Source organism: Nocardioides sp., assembly GCF_024509035.1.
In the GTDB taxonomy this organism is placed as follows: domain Bacteria; phylum Actinomycetota; class Actinomycetes; order Propionibacteriales; family Nocardioidaceae; genus Nocardioides.
The window spans coordinates 1-15,286 of sequence record NZ_JANINT010000056.1 but is presented as its reverse complement, the minus strand read 5'-3'; the positions used below and the strand labels follow the sequence as shown (position 1 = coordinate 15,286).

Annotated in this window: 11 protein-coding genes and 2 pseudogenes; 7 read left to right on the top strand and 6 right to left on the bottom strand. The window is 72.1% G+C overall.

Going from position 1 to position 15,286, the window contains the following annotated elements; all coding sequences use genetic code 11:
• Positions 1–441: pseudogene (locus Q0L15_RS05155) on the bottom strand (inositol-3-phosphate synthase); the annotation flags it as partial.
• 60 nt (positions 442–501) lie between these two features.
• Positions 502–1,149, bottom strand: a complete 648-nt coding sequence (locus Q0L15_RS05150) for a PadR family transcriptional regulator (RefSeq protein WP_296602719.1) — start codon at positions 1,147–1,149, stop codon at positions 502–504.
• A gap of 186 nt (positions 1,150–1,335) precedes the next feature.
• Between Q0L15_RS05150 and Q0L15_RS05145 the strand changes: the two genes are divergently transcribed.
• Together Q0L15_RS05145 and Q0L15_RS05140 are read left to right on the top strand one after the other, a co-directional pair.
• On the top strand, positions 1,336–3,690 hold the full coding sequence (locus Q0L15_RS05145) for a transglycosylase domain-containing protein (RefSeq protein WP_296602718.1): 2,355 nt from the start codon (positions 1,336–1,338) through the stop codon (positions 3,688–3,690).
• On the top strand, positions 3,690–5,156 hold the full coding sequence (locus Q0L15_RS05140) for a glycosyltransferase 87 family protein (RefSeq protein WP_296602717.1): 1,467 nt from the start codon (positions 3,690–3,692) through the stop codon (positions 5,154–5,156). The genes Q0L15_RS05145 and Q0L15_RS05140 overlap by 1 nt, the downstream gene beginning before the upstream one ends.
• Here the strand turns inward: Q0L15_RS05140 and Q0L15_RS05135 are convergent.
• Both Q0L15_RS05135 and Q0L15_RS05130 read right to left on the bottom strand, forming a co-directional pair.
• Entirely contained in the window at positions 5,117–6,187 is a 1,071-nt protein-coding gene (locus Q0L15_RS05135; RefSeq protein ID WP_296602715.1) for an alanine racemase, read from the bottom strand. The two genes, Q0L15_RS05140 and Q0L15_RS05135, sit on opposite strands and share 40 nt — an antisense overlap.
• Positions 6,184–7,302: a peptidoglycan bridge formation glycyltransferase FemA/FemB family protein gene (locus Q0L15_RS05130; protein WP_296602764.1), complete on the bottom strand. Its 1,119-nt coding sequence runs from the start codon at positions 7,300–7,302 to the stop codon at positions 6,184–6,186. Before Q0L15_RS05130 ends, Q0L15_RS05135 begins: the two co-directional genes overlap by 4 nt.
• A 205-nt stretch (positions 7,303–7,507) precedes the next feature.
• Between Q0L15_RS05130 and Q0L15_RS05125 the strand changes: the two genes are divergently transcribed.
• The 5 genes from Q0L15_RS05125 to Q0L15_RS05105 all read left to right on the top strand — a co-directional run bounded on the left by Q0L15_RS05125 (position 7,508) and on the right by Q0L15_RS05105 (position 13,034).
• The gene (locus tag Q0L15_RS05125; protein ID WP_296602714.1) at positions 7,508–8,119 is read left to right on the top strand and encodes a sigma-70 family RNA polymerase sigma factor; all 612 of its coding nucleotides are present in this window, start codon (positions 7,508–7,510) and stop codon (positions 8,117–8,119) included.
• Positions 8,119–8,580, top strand: a complete 462-nt coding sequence (locus Q0L15_RS05120; RefSeq protein WP_296602713.1) for a hypothetical protein — start codon at positions 8,119–8,121, stop codon at positions 8,578–8,580. Before Q0L15_RS05125 ends, Q0L15_RS05120 begins: the two co-directional genes overlap by 1 nt.
• A 15-nt stretch (positions 8,581–8,595) precedes the next feature.
• Positions 8,596–10,152, top strand: coding sequence for a S8/S53 family peptidase (locus Q0L15_RS05115; protein ID WP_296602711.1), 1,557 nt, complete (start codon positions 8,596–8,598; stop codon positions 10,150–10,152).
• Between the two features lie 4 nt (positions 10,153–10,156).
• The gene (locus Q0L15_RS05110) at positions 10,157–12,604 is read left to right on the top strand and encodes a CHAT domain-containing protein (RefSeq protein ID WP_296602710.1); all 2,448 of its coding nucleotides are present in this window, start codon (positions 10,157–10,159) and stop codon (positions 12,602–12,604) included.
• 121 nt (positions 12,605–12,725) lie between these two features.
• A complete protein-coding gene (locus Q0L15_RS05105; protein ID WP_296602708.1) occupies positions 12,726–13,034 on the top strand; it encodes a hypothetical protein in 309 nt (102 codons plus the stop codon).
• Here Q0L15_RS05105 and Q0L15_RS05100 read toward each other — a convergent pair.
• Both Q0L15_RS05100 and Q0L15_RS05095 read right to left on the bottom strand, forming a co-directional pair.
• A complete protein-coding gene (locus Q0L15_RS05100) occupies positions 13,015–14,244 on the bottom strand; it encodes a bifunctional glycosyltransferase family 2/GtrA family protein (RefSeq protein ID WP_296602707.1) in 1,230 nt (409 codons plus the stop codon). The genes Q0L15_RS05105 and Q0L15_RS05100 overlap by 20 nt on opposite strands.
• A pseudogene (locus Q0L15_RS05095) lies at positions 14,241–15,286 on the bottom strand (glycosyl transferase); the annotation flags it as partial. The gene Q0L15_RS05100 and the pseudogene Q0L15_RS05095, both read right to left, overlap by 4 nt.

The following is a 15,286-nucleotide window of genomic DNA, read 5'->3' as shown; positions in this document are numbered from 1 at the left end:
CTGGGCGTAGAACTTGTCGGCCTCCTCGGAGCCCACCGGGAGGTAGGAGACGAGAACGTCGACCTTCCGCTCCTTGAGGACCTGGACGACGTCGACCGGCTCGGCCGCCGACTCCTCGATGGTCTGGCGGTAGTACTTGCCGAGGCCGTCGAGGGTGTGGCCGCGCTGGACGTCGATGCCGAGCGTGGGGACGTCGGCGATCTTGATGGTGTTGTTCTGCGAGGCGTTGATCGCCTCGGAGAGGTCCTTGCCGACCTTCTTGTCGTCGACGTCGAACGCCGCGACGAACTCCACGTCCTTGACGTGGTACTCACCGAAGGCGACGTGCATCAGGCCGGGCACCGTTCCCGTCGGGTCGGCGTCCCGGTAGTAGTGCACACCCTGGACCAGGGAGGAGGCGCAGTTGCCCACTCCCACGATTGCTACACGAACCGAACCCATCGGGTTGTTCCTTTCCGTCGTCCGCCACGGTGGTCGGACTTGCTCGACTGAGGCGAGGCGCTACTTCTGGCCGCTGACCTCGGGGGGCTGCACCGTGGCAGGTTCTGCCGCGGCGGGGGTGGCGGACTGGTGACCGCCGGTGCTGCTCGGGTTGCTGATGGTGCTGGGGTTGCCGCTGCGCTCGGCGTTGATCAGGTCCGAGAGCCACCGGACCTCGCGCTCGACCGACTCGACGCCATGACGCTGGAGCTCGACGGCGTAGCGGTCGACCTCCTTCTGGGTCATCGCCAGCTGGCTCTGCACGCGATCGAGCCGCTCCTGGAGGCGGGTGCGGCGTCCCTCGAGGACGCGGAGCCGGATCTCCATGTCGGTGCGGCTGAAGAACGCGAACCGGATGTCGAAGTTGTCGTCCTCCCACGCCGTCGGACCGACCTCGGTCATCAGGCGCTCGAACTCACGTTGCCCGGCCTCGGTGAGCTGGTAGACGATGCGCGGACGCCGGGTCACCGGGGTCAGCGTCGTCGTCGTCTCCTCGATGAGGGCACCGCGGAGCATCTTCTTCAAGGTGGGGTAGAGCGACCCGTAAGAGAGGACCCGACCCCATCCGAGCATGAGGTTGAGCCGCTTGCGGAGCTCGTAGCCGTGCATGGGTCCCTCGTGCAGCAGCCCGAGGACTGCCAGCTCGATGGTCTCCGCACGACGTGCCATACGACCTATCGTAGCGATATATCCACGCGTTGCGAATCAGTGATCGGTACGGCGTGCCCATGAGACGTGTCTCACGCGCCCACGCCCGGCGTGTTGGGTGGGCGCCACGACCACCCGTACTCTGACCGGGGTCCTCTGGACCGATCTCTTCCCCCCTCTCGACCCCGACCTGCGGAGCCAACGACCGTGAGTGGTAAGCGCAGGGCCGACGGCCCCGCAAGCAGCAGTGCCCGCACGCCGGGCAAGACGCCGAAGCGACCCCTGACCCGCAAGCAGAAGGTGCTGCGCGTCGCCAAGTGGCTCTCCCTCGTCGGGGTGGTGCTCCTGCTCCTGGGCGTCGGCGCGTTCGTCGTCCTCTACCGTGCGATCGACATCCCCGACCCGAACAAGGATTTCGAGGCCGAGACGTCGTTCGTCTACTACGCGGACGGCAAGGAGGAGGTCGGCAAGTTCGCCACGCAGAACCGCGAGTCGATCTCGATCAAGAAGATGCCGCAGACCCTGCAGGACGCGGTGGTCGCGGCCGAGAACCGCTCGTTCTGGACCGACAAGGGCATCGACCCCCGCGGCATCATCCGCGCGGCCTTCAGCAACGCCAAGGGCAACACGACCCAGGGCGCGTCCACGATCACTCAGCAGTACGTCAAGATCCTCTACCTCAACCAGGAGCGCTCCTACACCCGCAAGGTGAAGGAGGCGATCTTGTCGCTGAAGGTGCAGCGCACCCAGAGCAAGACCCAGATCCTCGAGGGCTACCTCAACACCATCTACTTCGGCCGGGGCGCCTACGGCGTGCAGGCGGCGAGCCGGGCGTTCTTCGACAAGGACGCCGAGGACCTCACGCTCAAGGAGTCGGCGGTCCTCGCGAGCGTGCTCAACAACCCGACGAACTTCGACCCGGCCAACGGCAAGGACAACAGGCGGGCGCTCAAGGAGCGCTACGTGTACGTGCTCGACGGGATGGCGAAGGCCGGCAACATCACCGCCGAGGAGGCGGCCAAGGCCGAGAAGTCGCTGCCGAAGTTCCCCGAGATCAAGGCCGAGAGCAAGTACGGCGACCAGCGTGGCCACATGCTCAAGCTGGTGCGCGACGAGATGCACGACCTGGGCTACACCGACGACCAGATCGACAGCCAGGGCTACCGGATCACCACGACCTTCACCAAGAAGGCGATGGACGCGGCCAAGGCCGGCGTCCTCGAGCAGCGCCCCGAGGGCTTCAAGGACAAGGAGCTGCACATCGGGGTGGCGAGCGTCGAGCCGGGCACCGGCGCGCTGCGCGGCTTCTACGGCGGCCAGGACTTCCTCGACTCCCAGATCAACTGGGCCGCGACCGGCGGCATGGTCGGCTCGACGCTCAAGCCGCTGACCGTGGCGACCGCCCTGGAGAACGGCTTCTCCCTCGAGGACAGCTTCGAGGGCAACTCGCCCTACGTCTTCCCCGACGGTCTCGACGTGGTCAACGAGGGCCCCGGCGACGGCAACGACTACGGCGCCCAGGTGGACCTGGTCTACGCGACCGAGCAGTCGATCAACACCGCGTTCGTCGACATGTCGAACTCGATCCCCGACGGTCCGGAGAAGATCCTCGAGACGGCCAACAAGGTCGGGATCCCGCCGGCCAAGCCGACCCAGAAGTACCCCGGCATCCCCGACAAGAGCATCGACCTCGAGGCCGACGCCCTGATCACGCTGGGCAAGGCCCGGATCAGCCCGATCAACATGGCCAACGCCTACGCGACGATCGCCAACGGCGGTGAGCGCGCCGACGTCCACGTGATCGACAAGATCGTGAGCAACACCGGTGAGGTGCTCTACAACCACGAGAAGCGCACCAAGCAGGCGTTCGACGACTTCGCCGAGGGCCAGGACATCACCACTGCGACCGGCGAGAAGGCCACCGGCGAGGACGTCGCCGCCGACACCTCCTACGCGCTCCAGCAGGTCGTGCTCAACGGCACCGGCCGCAACGCCCAGGCGATCGGCCGCCCCGCCGGAGGCAAGACGGGCACCGCGACCAACGACGACGGCGACGTCTCGTCGTCGTGGTTCGTCGGCTACACGCCCCAGCTCGCGACGGCGGTCATGTACGTCCGCGGCGACGGCGACAACGCGCTGAACGACTGGCTGCCGTCGTACTTCGGAGCCGAGTACCCGACCCGCACCTGGGCCGCGGTGATGTCGCGTGCCCTGGAGGGCACCGACGTCGAGGACTTCCCCGAGCCGGCCCACGTCGACGGTGAGGCGCCCGCCGACGGACACGAGCCGTACACCCCGCCGCCGAAGCCGACCAAGACGCCCAAGCCGAGCGAGACGCCCTCGGAGACGCCGAGCGAGACCGCGACGCCGAGCGAGACCCCGACCCCGACCGAGACCCCGCAGCCCTCGCCGAGCGACACGTGCGGTGTGCTGGGGTGCGGACCGTCCGAGTCGCCGACCCAGTCGGGCAGCCCGAGCACCCCGCCGAGCGGCGGTGCCTCGCAGCCGGGTGGTCGGGGCCAGCACGGGCGTCGCGGCCGACGCCGGGTGCGGATCGGCTGATGCCCGTGGGTCGCGGGGGCGGCGGCCGCGCGGACGGCGCCGAGGACTGGATCCACCCCACGGCCGACGACCCCGTGGTCGGTGCGCTCAGCGAGCGCGTCGGCGGCCCCGTCGGCGAGCGAGCCGGTCATCACCCCTGGTGGACGCCCGTGCGCGTGGTGCTCGCGCTGACCGCGATCGTGCTCGCGCTGGGGATGGTGCAGAAGAACGACTGCTACCAGGACACCTGGCAGAACGGTCAGGCCCGCTACACCCACATGTGCTACTCCGACCTGCCCTACCTCTACACCGGACGGGGGTTCGCCGAGGTCACCTGGCCCTACAGCGACGATGCGCAGGTGCGCGAGCGCTACCCCGAGGTGATGGAGTACCCCGTGGGCATCTCCTACTGGGCCTGGGGCGCGGCCCACGTGACGCACTGGCTCAACGGATCACCCGACCTCACCTCGCGCAGCGACCGGCCCGCGAGCGAGCTCGGCGGCCTCCCCGAGGTGCAGCGGGAGATGCGGATCTTCGCGATCGTCAACGCGCTCGGGTTCGCGGTGCTGACGCTGCTCGCCGCGTGGCTGCTGGCCGGCGTCACCCCGCGCCGCCCGTGGGACGCGGCAGCCTTCGCGCTCTCGCCCGCCCTGTTGCTGACCGGGCTGGTCAACTGGGACCTGGTCGCGGTGGTGTTCGTCGCCGGGGCGCTCTGGGCGTGGACCCGTGACCGGCCGCTGCTCACCGGTCTGATGATCGGCATCGGGACGGCGGTGAAGCTGTACCCGCTCTTCCTGCTCGGCGGGATCCTGGTGATCTGCCTGCGCCAGCGGCGGACCCGCGCCTTCACCCTGACCTCCGTGGCGGCGGCCGGGTCGTGGCTGCTGGCCAACCTCCCGGCGTACCTCTCGGGTCCGGCGGAGTGGAAGGTCTTCTGGTCGTTCAACTCCGAGCGGGGCGCCGACCTCGGGTCGATCTGGCTGGTCGTCCAGCAGGCGCTCGATCGCACGGGCGACCCGTTCGCCTTCGACCCGCACACGATCAACGTGGGGTCGTGGCTGTTCTTCGGGGCGTGGTGCGTGGGCGTGCTGGTCCTCGGGCTGACCGCACCGTCGACCCCGCGGCTCGCGCAGCTGGGCTTCCTCGTCGTGGCGGGCTTCCTGCTGGTCAACAAGGTCTACTCGCCGCAGTACGTCCTCTGGTTGCTGCCGCTCGCGGTGCTGGCCCGGCCGCGCTGGCGCGACCTGATCGTCTGGCAGGCCGGCGAGGTGCTCTACTTCGCGTCGGTGTGGTGGTACCTCGGCGGGTTCCTGGCGCCCGCAGCGGGTGGCGACGCCGGGTTCTACTGGGCCGCGATCGTGCTGCGCCTGGCCGCGGAGCTCTGGCTGGTGGCGATGGTCGTCCGCGACATCTGGTCGCCCCGGCACGACCCGGTGCGGGCCTCGGCTCAGGTGATGACCACGCGGTCGAACGCCGTGGCGGTGTAGCGCACCCGCACGTCGACCTGGTCGCCGACCGCAGGGACGCGGGCGCCGTGGGGCAGGAACAGCATCGAGGCCTGCATGTGGGGCGGCTCGGCGAACAGGCGCAGCTTGCCGTCGATCGAGAACGGCGAGCGCACGAAGCCGGCGGCGTCGAGGCCCCCGCGGGCCAGCGTCGCCGCCCGCGAGCGCAGGCTCGCGTCGCCGGTGGGCGCCTCGAGCCCGATGCCGTGGGCGGTGCCGCCGCTGACCACGAGGATGTGGCCGGCCTTGGGGGCGGTGCGGTGCCGGTAGCCGAACGCGTCGCCGCGCTCGACCGCGTGCACGTCGAGCACGGTCGCGGTCACCCGCAGCGCGCCGCGGTCGCCGAGCCAGAGGTCGGTGCCGACGCGCGGGCGGAACGTGAAGTCGGGGTACGCCGCGCGCAGCACGGCGAGCTCGTCCGCGGCCAGGTGGCTGACCCACACGGTGTCCAGCGGCAGCTCGGTCGCGACCACGTCGTTGACCAGCCGCTGCACCTCGGTCAGGTGGGCACCGTGGGCGAGCGGCAGGTGCAGCGCCACGCCGCGCACCCGTGCCCTCGGGTGCTCCGCGAGGATCCGCGGGGTGCTCCACAGCTGGCGCGCGGTCATGCCGTGTCGCAGCATGCTGGTCGCGCGCTCGAGCACGAGCCGGGCGTCGGGCTGGCGGGTGAGGAGGTCGTCGAGGTCCTCGGGCCGGCTGACGGTGTGGATCACCCGCCCGGCGAGCGCCGGGTCCAGCTCGATCGCCGGGCCGAACGGTCGCCAGGGGGTGAGGACCAGCAGGTCGCCGTCGTACCGGCTCGCGACCGCGGGCAGCTCGTCGTAGGTGCCGACGGCGATCACGTCGCCGCCCAGGCCCTGGTCGGCCAGCCACTGGGTCTTGCGGGCCAGGCGGCCGAGCGTGAAGCCGTAGCCGTTCCCCTTGGCGACCGGGACCAGGCCGGGGGTCGCCTCGGCGACCTCGCGGAGGTGGGACCGCCAGCGCTCGCCGTCGACGGTCAGGGTCAGGCTCATCCTCGCCTCTTCATGTACATCGCGAACGCCGCGTAGAGCGCCCGGTTGAGCGGCAGGTCCCACTCGCCGACGTACTCGACGGCCTCGCCGCCCGTGCCGACCTTGAACTGGATCAGCCCGAGGTGGGGGTCGTCGGAGGCCAGGGTGTCGGTGATGCCGCGCAGGTCGTAGACGTCCGCGCCGGCGGCGATCGCGTCGCGGATCATCTGCCACTGGATCGCGTTGGAGCCGCGCACCTCGCGCTTCTCGGTCGAGGAGGCGCCGTAGGAGTACCACGCGTGCGCGCCGACCCGGATGCCGATCGTGGCGGCCACCAGGGTGTCCTCGTGGGTCGCCTCGTAGAGCCGGATCCGGTCGGGGTCCTCGGCGCCGAGCGAGTCGACCATCGTGCGGAAGTACGACAGCGGCCGCGGCGTGAAGTGGTCGCGCTCGGCGGTGTGGACGTAGAGGTCGTGGAAGGCCTTCAGCTGCGGCTCCGTGACGTCCGCGACGGTCGCCACGGACACGCCCTCCTTGGCGGCCTTCTTGATGTTGCGCCGCCACAGCTGGTTCATCCCGGCGAGCACGTCGTCCTCGGTGCGCCCGGCCAGCGGGACCTGGAAGACGTATTGCGGCTGCCCGGCGGCGAACCCGCCCTCGACGGCCTGCGGGCGCCAGCCCAGCTCGGTGAGCTGGGAGGTGACCCGCGCCCCGACGTGGGTGCGCTCGGTGGGCGGCAGGTCGCCGAGCCGGCGTACGTCGTCGTCGGCGATGCCGGCCTTGATCGTCGCCGCGTCCCAGCGCCGGGTCACCACCGGCGGGCCCATCCGGACGCCGAACGCGCCACGCTCCGCCAGGTGGGCGGCCATCGGGGCGAGCCACGCGCCGAGGTCGTCGGCCTCCCAGTCGATGACCGGGCCCTCGGGGAGGTAGGCGAGGTACCGCTTGACCTTCGGCAGCTGCCGGTAGAGCACCAGCGCGGCGCCGACCAGCTCCTCACCACGGAACCAGCCGATCGACTCGCGTCGCCACTCCGCCTTGACCCGGCCCCACGCGGGGGTCTGCAGGAAGCTCGCGGAGCGCCGGCTGGCCAGGAGCGCGAGGTGGTCGCTCTCGGGGATCTCGCGGACGCTCAGCACCCGGCCACGCTACCGAACGCCGGCATAGGCCGATCGGCCGGTCGCGGGTACCCCGTCCGGGCCATGGCGCCGACCGACCTGTTGCCGCCACGATGAGGAGCCACAGGTCCAGACCAGGTATCTGCGCGCGCCTCCCCGCCTCCTGGGAGCCGTGATCATGACCGAGCGACTGATGGAGAGACGCAGGGGAGCGACACGAATCATGACCGGCATCGGGGCGGTTCGGCCGGCAGGGCCGGCAGACGAGGTGTGGCAGCGCGCCACGGACGGGTTCAACCGCTGGGTCGCAGGGGAGTCCAGCGGTCTCGACGACCTGGTCGCGGTGATGACGCCGGTGCTGTGGCACGTGGTGCGCTCCTACCGCCTCTCGGAGTCGGCCGCTGAGGACGTCGTGCAGACGACGTGGCTCGCGCTCGTACGCCGGCGCGCGGCCATCCTCGACGCCCAGGCGGTCGGCGGCTGGCTGACGACCACCGCGCGCCGCGAGGCATGGCGGGTCGCCAAGGCGACCAACGTCGCCGTGCCGGCCGACGACCAGGACCTGGCCCCGATGCTGCCGCGGCAGCGCTCGGCGGAGGACGCGGTCGTCCAGCGCGACGAGGGCGACCGGCTCTGGGCCGCCGTCGACGGGCTGCCCGAGCGGTGCCGGCGGCTGCTGCGGATCGTCGCGTTCGAGAACCGGCCGGACTACCGCGAGCTGGCCGCCGACCTGGAGATGCCGGTGGGGAGCATCGGGCCCACGCGGGGCCGGTGCCTGGCGAAGCTGAGAGTGGCCCTGATGCACTCAGGTGCCACGGGAACGGGGGAGTACTGATGAGCGAGCTGAGCCGCGAGGACCTGCTCGGGATCGTCCGCGACGTGTGGGAGGAGCGCGACCCGGTCCCCGAGCACCTGGTCGCGGCGATGCAGGCCGCGGCCGCGGTGGCGGCCAGTGACCTGGACCTCGAGCTGATGGAGCTCGTCGAGCGGTCCACGGAGCTGGCGGGCGCACGAGGCTCCACGGCGTACACGCTGCGGTTCGTGCACGGCGACACCGACCTGCTGCTGCGGGTCGCGGTCGACGGTGACCGGTCCCGCGTCGACGGGTGGGTGGTCCCGCCCGAGCCGATGACCGTGCGCGCGCTGCCGGGCGAGGTGCCCGCGCCCTACGCTGCGGTCGTCAGCGACTCGGGTCGCTTCGAGCTCACCGGCCTGCCGCTCGGGCTGCTCCGGCTGCGCCTCGAGCCCCACGACGCCAGCCGCCCGGCGTTCGCGACGCCGACGTTCGAGATCTAGAGGAGCACGACCCGCATGGAGCAGCAGCCCGAGAAGAAGCGTCCTGTCCGCAAGCCGCTGGACCGCGACCCGAGCCCGCCGCGCCCGTCGTCCATCGCCGCGGTCGAGGGCCGGGTCCTCGACCCGGCCACCGCGATCACGGTCAAGGGCGTGACGCCGCGGCCGACGGTGTACGTCGGCCCGCGTCTGGTGATCTCGAAGTCCGTCGACTTCGAGGGCGCGCTCGAGGTGCTGCGTGCCGTCGCCGAGCCGCTGGGCTGGGTCGTCGTTCCCGAACGGGAGGACCCTCGCACCGTGAACCTGAGGTTCGGTGTCCGGCCGGTGCGGATCGACATCGGCTCCAACCGAGCCACGATCGCTCCCGACGGCTGGACGCTGCTGCAGCAGACGCGCGCGCAGTTCGGGGTCGACGCGGTCAAGGGCGTCGGGCTGGACCACGTGGTCTTCACCGCTCCCGTCGAGTCAGACCCGTTCCACGCCGGCAACCCGTTCCACGCCGGCAACCCGTTCCACGCCGGCAACCCGTTCGGCGACGGCTCCCCGACAGCGAGCTACGCGACTCCCGGCAGCGGCGGGCGCCAGCCCGTCGCCTACATCGGACCGGCACCCCTCCGCGGTCCAGACTCGTCCGGCCGCCGGCCGGTCGTCGCGATCCTCGACACCGGTTGCGGTCAGCATCCGTGGCTGGACCCGGTCGTGACGAAGGACGTCACGCTGGACGGTCAGCCGATCGGTTACGTCGACCCCGCTACGGATCCCGAGATCCACGGAGACCTCGTCGGCGGTCTCGACGGTGTCATCGATCCACTCTCGGGTCACGGGACGTTCATCGCTGGACTCGTCCACCAGGCATGCCCCGACGCCGACATCCTGAGCTGGCGGGTGGTGCCCTCCGAGGGACCGATCGTCGAGTCGGACCTCGTAGCCTCGCTCGCGCAGATCGCGGAGCTGGCCCGCCGGCACCGCTCCGGGGAGGAAGGTGGCCGCGCCATCGACGTTCTCAGCTTGTCGATGGGCTACTACCACGAGACGCCCGAGGATGCCCTTTTCGACCCCACGATGCACGACATCCTGGCCGATCTGGCCGAGGGCGGGACGCTCGTCGTCTGCTCGGCAGGCAACGACGCCACCAGTCGGCCGTGCTTCCCCGCGGCGTTCGCCCCCTGGTCCGATGGCACCGGCCCCTACCCAGCCACGTCCAGCGCGCTCCCGATCGTCTCGGTCGGTGCACTGAACCCCAACCGGCACACCGATGCCCTCTTCTCCAACGCCGGTCCCTGGGTGCGTGCCTACGTGCCCGGAGCCGCGGTGATGAGCACGATGCCTGCCTTCCAGGGAGGGTTGCAGCCTCTCGCCCGCACGTCGGCCTTCGGCCGGCCGCGGGAGGCCATCGATCCCGACGACTTCCGTGGCGGTTTCGCCGTCTGGAGCGGCACATCCTTCGCGGCCCCGATCCTGGCCGGCATGCTCGCCGAGAGGATCCGGTCCGGGCTCAGCGCTGACGATTCGCCCTCGGCCGTTGCCCGCGGCTGGGCAGCTCTGGAGGAACTGACGGGAATCACGCCAGACTGAGCGGGTGCCGACGTCCGAGGAGCTGCACAGACGCGGTGTCGCTGCGAACAACGCCGGGAAGTACGCCGCGGCACGCCGGTTGTTGGAGCGCGCGCTCGTGGCTGCGCAGGATCACGAGATCGAGGCGCGCGTGGAGTCGAGCCTGGCGCACCTCGATGCCGAGACCGGGCACGCTGCTGCCGCGCTGGAACGGTGCGAGTCGATCCTGGTCCGGCCCGGCCTGAGCGCGCACACCGTGGGGTCCGTCCGGAGCCAGCGAGCCATGCTGCTGATGCTCAACGGCCTCACCCAGGGGGCGATCGACGACTTCTCCAGCGCCATCAAGCTCCTCGACGGCGCTCCGGATCTCCTCGGAAGGGCGCTGCTGAATCGGGGCGGCGCGCACCTGAGATCGCAGAACGTCCCTGCGGCGGAGCGGGACTTCGCCGCCGCGGCGTCCGAGCTGGAACGCGCCGGTCTCGGCGTCGAGCGGGCGATGGCCCAGCACAACCTGGGCTACTGCCGTCTGCTGGCCGGCGACCTCGTCGAGGCATTGCGCCTGATGGATCAGGCGGCTCCCGTGCTGGCACCGTTGAGTCCGGTCAGCGCGGCCACCTGCGACCAGGACCGCGCCGAGGTGCTGATGGCTGCCGGGCTCGTTGCCGAAGGCCGCGCTGCGCTCGAGGCCGCAGCGGCGGCCTACGGAGGCCGGCGCCTCCGTCGCCGCCAGGCCGAGGCCGAGCTGGCACTGGCGCGGGCCCTCCAGGCGGGGTCGCCCGACGCCGCAGTCCCGGTGGCTCGACGAGCGACCCGGCACTTCCGGTCGGCGGGGGCGACCGCGATGGCTTCCCGCGCCGCGGCCGTCGGCCTCGCGGCAGAGGTAACCCTGGGGTCGATCGGTGCTCGGCGACGTCACGACCCAGCTGGCCTGGCCGCAGACCTGGCCCGCGAGGGAGCCGCGTGGGACGCTGCCGTGGTCACGCTCCACCATGTCCGGATGCTGATCATGGGGGGTCGGCTGGACGACGCCAGCCGGCTGCTGCGCGGGGTGGCCGGGGGGAAGCGGGCGCCGCTCTCGGTGGATCTGCTCGACCGCGACGTCCGGGCCGAGCTCGCTGCCGCGCGGGGGCGCCGAGGGGACGCGTTCCGGCACCTGCGGGCCGGACTCGCCGACCTCCATGCCTGGCAGAGCTCGTTCGGGTCGCTCGACCTGCAGACCGGCGTCGTCGGTCACGGCATCCGGCTGGCCGCCCGCGGGCTGGGGCTTGCCGTCGAGTCCCGCAGGCCCGAGGTGCTCTTCGAGTGGTCGGAGCGGGCGCGGATGCTGGCCAGCCGGGTGCAGCCGGTGCGCGCGCCCGAGGACGAGCAGATCGTCGCGGACCTGACCGAGCTGCGCGAGATGGCCGCCGAGGGCGGCCGTCGCGATCCTGAGCGCGAGGCGGAGCTGCGCCAGCGGATCCGCGAGCGCGCCTGGCAGCATCGCGGATCGGGTGCGGTGGCCGACCCGGTCACGCTCCCCGAGCTGCAGACCGCGCTGATGATCGACACCGCCCTGGTGGCGTACGTCGTCGCAGCGGACCGGGTGGTCGCGCTGGTCGTGACGGCTGGTGGCGCGACGTGGGTCGACCTCGGCGAGCGGGCTCGGATCGACGAGTTCCTCGGCGGCCTTCTGCCCGACCTCGACGTCGCCGCGTCCGAGCTGCCGGGCGCGATGGCGGGGTTCGTCCGCACCGAGCTGGCCCATCGTCTGTCCTCGCTCGCGGACGTGCTCGTGACGCCGGTGCTGGAGGCCGTGGGCGAGCGCGCGGTCGTGCTCACCCCGTCCGGCGTGCTCGCCGGTGTGCCGTGGACGTTGCTGCCGGGGTTCGTCGGGCGCCCGGTCACGGTCGCGCAGTCCGCGACGTCGTGGCTGGCCCGGCGTACGACGCCGCTGCGGCTGGGCTCGGCCGGGTTCGTGGCCGGTCCCCGCGTGGCCCGGGCCGAGGACGAGGTGATCGCGGCGGCCAAGGAGTGGAAGGACGCACGGGTGCTCACCGGCACCGACGCCAGCGCCGCTGCGGTCTCCGAGCTCGCGGCGTCGGTCGACGTGCTGCATGTCGCGGCGCACGGCCGGCACGCCGCCGAGAACGCGATGTTCTCCGGCCTCCAGCTCGCCGATGGGCCGTGGTTCGGCTACGACATCGACCAGCTGCGACAGGTCCCGGACGTCGTGGTGCTCTCCGCGTGCGAGGTCGGCCGCTCGACGGTCCGCTGGGGCGACGAGCTCATCGGCATGGCGACCGCCTGGCTGCACGCCGGCGCCCGCTGCGTGGTCGCCTCGGCGGCCGCGGTCAACGACCGGGCGGCGTACGACGTCCTCGTCGCCGTCCACCAGCAGCTCGCCGCCGGTGTCGATCCCGCGGTCGCCCTGGCCGCGGCGGTGCCGGCCGTCACGGCCGACTCCGCCCCGGTCCCGTTGGTCTGCTTCGGCTGACGCACGCACCTGACGCGTCTGTCGTCTCCACGCCGGATCGGCAGCAGATACGTCAGGTGCGTGGCGTATCAGCGCGGGCCCGACCGGCTCCTCAGCGTCACCAGCCGACGAGGAGGCAGCCATGGGGAACAGCACGCGGCACAGCACCGGCACCGTCGATCGCAGGGTCGTCGAGGACCCCCGCGCCGGGGACGTGCTCACGGTCCCGGCGGGGACCCGCCTCCACGTGCGGTTCCGCCGCTCGTTGAGCGCCTGGCGGGTCGAGGACCGGCCCGGCCACCTGGTCTCGCTCGAGGAGGGAGACCACGGCTTCGAGTTCCTCGTGTTCGGTACGCCGGAGCCGGCGGCCCGACCGCTGCGGCTGGTGCGTCAACGCGCGGACCGCACCGGCCCCGGCGAGGTGCGCGACCTCATCGTGCTGGTCGACTGAGCGCTCCACCGCGGCGGAACACCCACGTGCGCATCGCGACGAAGCGCATCACGGTGACGACCAGGTTGGCGGCCGTCAGGACCACGACCTCGGCGCCGCGGTGGGTGTGACCGCCGGCGTGCAGCAGCCACAGCGCACCGCTGGTCGCCCCGAGCCCGATGGCGAACACCACCAGCCCGCGCACCTGGTGTCGCACTGCGTGCTGCCGCCCGCGCACGCCGAAGGTCAGCCGCCGGTTGGCCGCGGTGTTCGCCAGCGTGGTGAGCACGAGCGCCAGCAGGTTGGCGCCGAACGCCGAGAACGGACCGCGCATCAGCAGGTACAGCACGGCGTACGCGAGCGTCGAGGCGACGCCGACCATGGCGAACATCGCGACCTGCAGCCCGAGCCGCCCACCGCCCGCGTCAGCCGACGCGCGCCCCAGGCGCTCCGCGACGTCGGCGACCGGCAACCGTCCCGAGACGAGCCCGCGACCGAGACGGAGGATGCCGCGCAGGTCGTCCAGTGCGGTGCGCACGATGTCGACGGTGCTGTCGGGATCGTCGACCCAGTCGACCGGCACCTCGTGGATGCGCAGGCCCGCCCGCTCGGCGAGCACCAGCAGCTCGGTGTCGAAGAACCACGCGTCGTCCTCGACCAGCGGCAGCACCTCGCGGGCCACGTCGGCGCGGATCGCCTTGAACCCGCACTGCGCGTCGGAGAACCGGGCCCGCAGCGTGCCGCGCAGCAGCAGGTTGTAGCAGCGCGAGATGAGCTCGCGCTTGGGTCCGCGATGTACCCGCGACCCGTGTCCGAGCCGGCTGCCGATCGCGAGGTCCGAGTGACCGCTGATCAGCGGCGCCACCAGCGGCAGCAGTGCGTTGAGGTCGGTGGAGAGGTCGACGTCCATGTAGACCAGCACCGCGGCGTCCGACGCCAACCAGGTCCTCTTCAGCGCCCGGCCGCGACCCTTCTCGGCGAGGTGGACGACGCGTACGGCGGCGTACGTGTGCGCCAGCCGCCTCGCCACCACCGCGGTGCCGTCGGTGCTGGCGTTGTCGGCGATCGTCACCCGGACGGTCCACGGGAGCGTCGCGAGGTGGTCGAGCACCCGCACCACCGACGCCTCGAGGTCGCGCTCCTCGTTGTACACGGGGATCACCACCTCCAGCGTCGTGCTCACCGTGTCGGCCTCGGCCTGCGGTCCGTCCCAGGGCTGGGCCGCGGTCACGAGGTCACCCCCGAGGCGCCGGTCGAGAGGTCGTAGAGCGTGACGCCGTCGACGGTGGTGGCGGTGAAGCTCTCCTCCACCCAGGCTGCGATCTCGCTGCTCGCGTCGCTGCCGCCCATCGACCGCCCGAAGCCGGAGCCGCCGATGAACCAGTGGATCCGGCCGTCCGCGACGTGCTCCTGGAACTCCGCGAGCGTCGGGCTCGGGTCGGAGCCGTTGAAGCCGCCGATCGCCATCACCGGCTCCTCGGTGGCCAGCTGGTAGCCCGCCGCCGAGTTCGACCCGACCGCCGCGGCCACCCAGGTGTAGGCGTCGGCGTCCTCGAGCAGCAGCGCGGTCAGCTCGTCGCTCGGGTCGCTGCCGGTGAGCAGTCCACCCGCCCCGCCCGTCGGCCCGCCCGTCGGCCCGCCCAGGGGTGCTCCGGCGGTCGGGGCGCCCTGGGGCAGCTGGCCCTGGGCCAGCCGGCCCTGCGCGATGCCCGGAGGCGCCTGCCCGGCCATCGCGGGAGGACCGCCGAACCCGCCGCGGCCACCAGGTCCGCCACCGGGTCCGCCACCGGGTCCGCCACCGAAGCCGCGGTCACCGGCGACGGCGGGACCCGCGGTCGGGATCGAGCCGGTGTGCGCGGTCGAGGCGGTCTGCACGGCGTACGACGCCGGGCCGGCCACCGAGGTCACGACCGCGAGGGCGGCGGCTCCGAGCGCCACCCGGCGTGGCAGCCGGTGCAGGCCGAGCACGACGACGGCCGCGAACAGCCCGGCGACCAGCAGCGGCACTCGCAGCCAGGGCACGAAGTCGGCGCTGCGACCCAGCAGCACGAAGCCGGTGCCGGCGGCGAGCGCCACCGCGGCGGCGCCGCACCCGCAGGCGAGCATGGAGTGCCGGTGCTGCCACACGAGCGCTGCGCCGATGCCGACCAGCGCCGCGATCGCAGGAGCCAGTGCGACGGTGTAGTAGGCGTGGAAGATCCCGGCCATGAAGCTGAACGTCAGGCCGGTGACCAGCAGCCAGCCGCCCCAGAGCACGAGCGCGGCGCGCGTGA

What these genes read in the sequence shown, in the direction of transcription:
- Q0L15_RS05115 (WP_296602711.1), top strand. Translation starts at nt 8,596, where the DNA reads ATGGAGCAGCAGCCCGAGAAGAAGCGTCCTGTCCGCAAGCCGCTGGAC.
- Q0L15_RS05125 (WP_296602714.1), top strand. Translation starts at nt 7,508, where the DNA reads ATGACCGGCATCGGGGCGGTTCGGCCGGCAGGGCCGGCAGACGAGGTG.
- Q0L15_RS05120 (WP_296602713.1), top strand. Translation starts at nt 8,119, where the DNA reads ATGAGCGAGCTGAGCCGCGAGGACCTGCTCGGGATCGTCCGCGACGTG.
- Q0L15_RS05140 (WP_296602717.1), top strand. Translation starts at nt 3,690, where the DNA reads ATGCCCGTGGGTCGCGGGGGCGGCGGCCGCGCGGACGGCGCCGAGGAC.
- Q0L15_RS05150 (WP_296602719.1), bottom strand. Translation starts at nt 1,149, where the DNA reads ATGGCACGTCGTGCGGAGACCATCGAGCTGGCAGTCCTCGGGCTGCTG.
- Q0L15_RS05105 (WP_296602708.1), top strand. Translation starts at nt 12,726, where the DNA reads ATGGGGAACAGCACGCGGCACAGCACCGGCACCGTCGATCGCAGGGTC.
- Q0L15_RS05135 (WP_296602715.1), bottom strand. Translation starts at nt 6,187, where the DNA reads ATGAGCCTGACCCTGACCGTCGACGGCGAGCGCTGGCGGTCCCACCTC.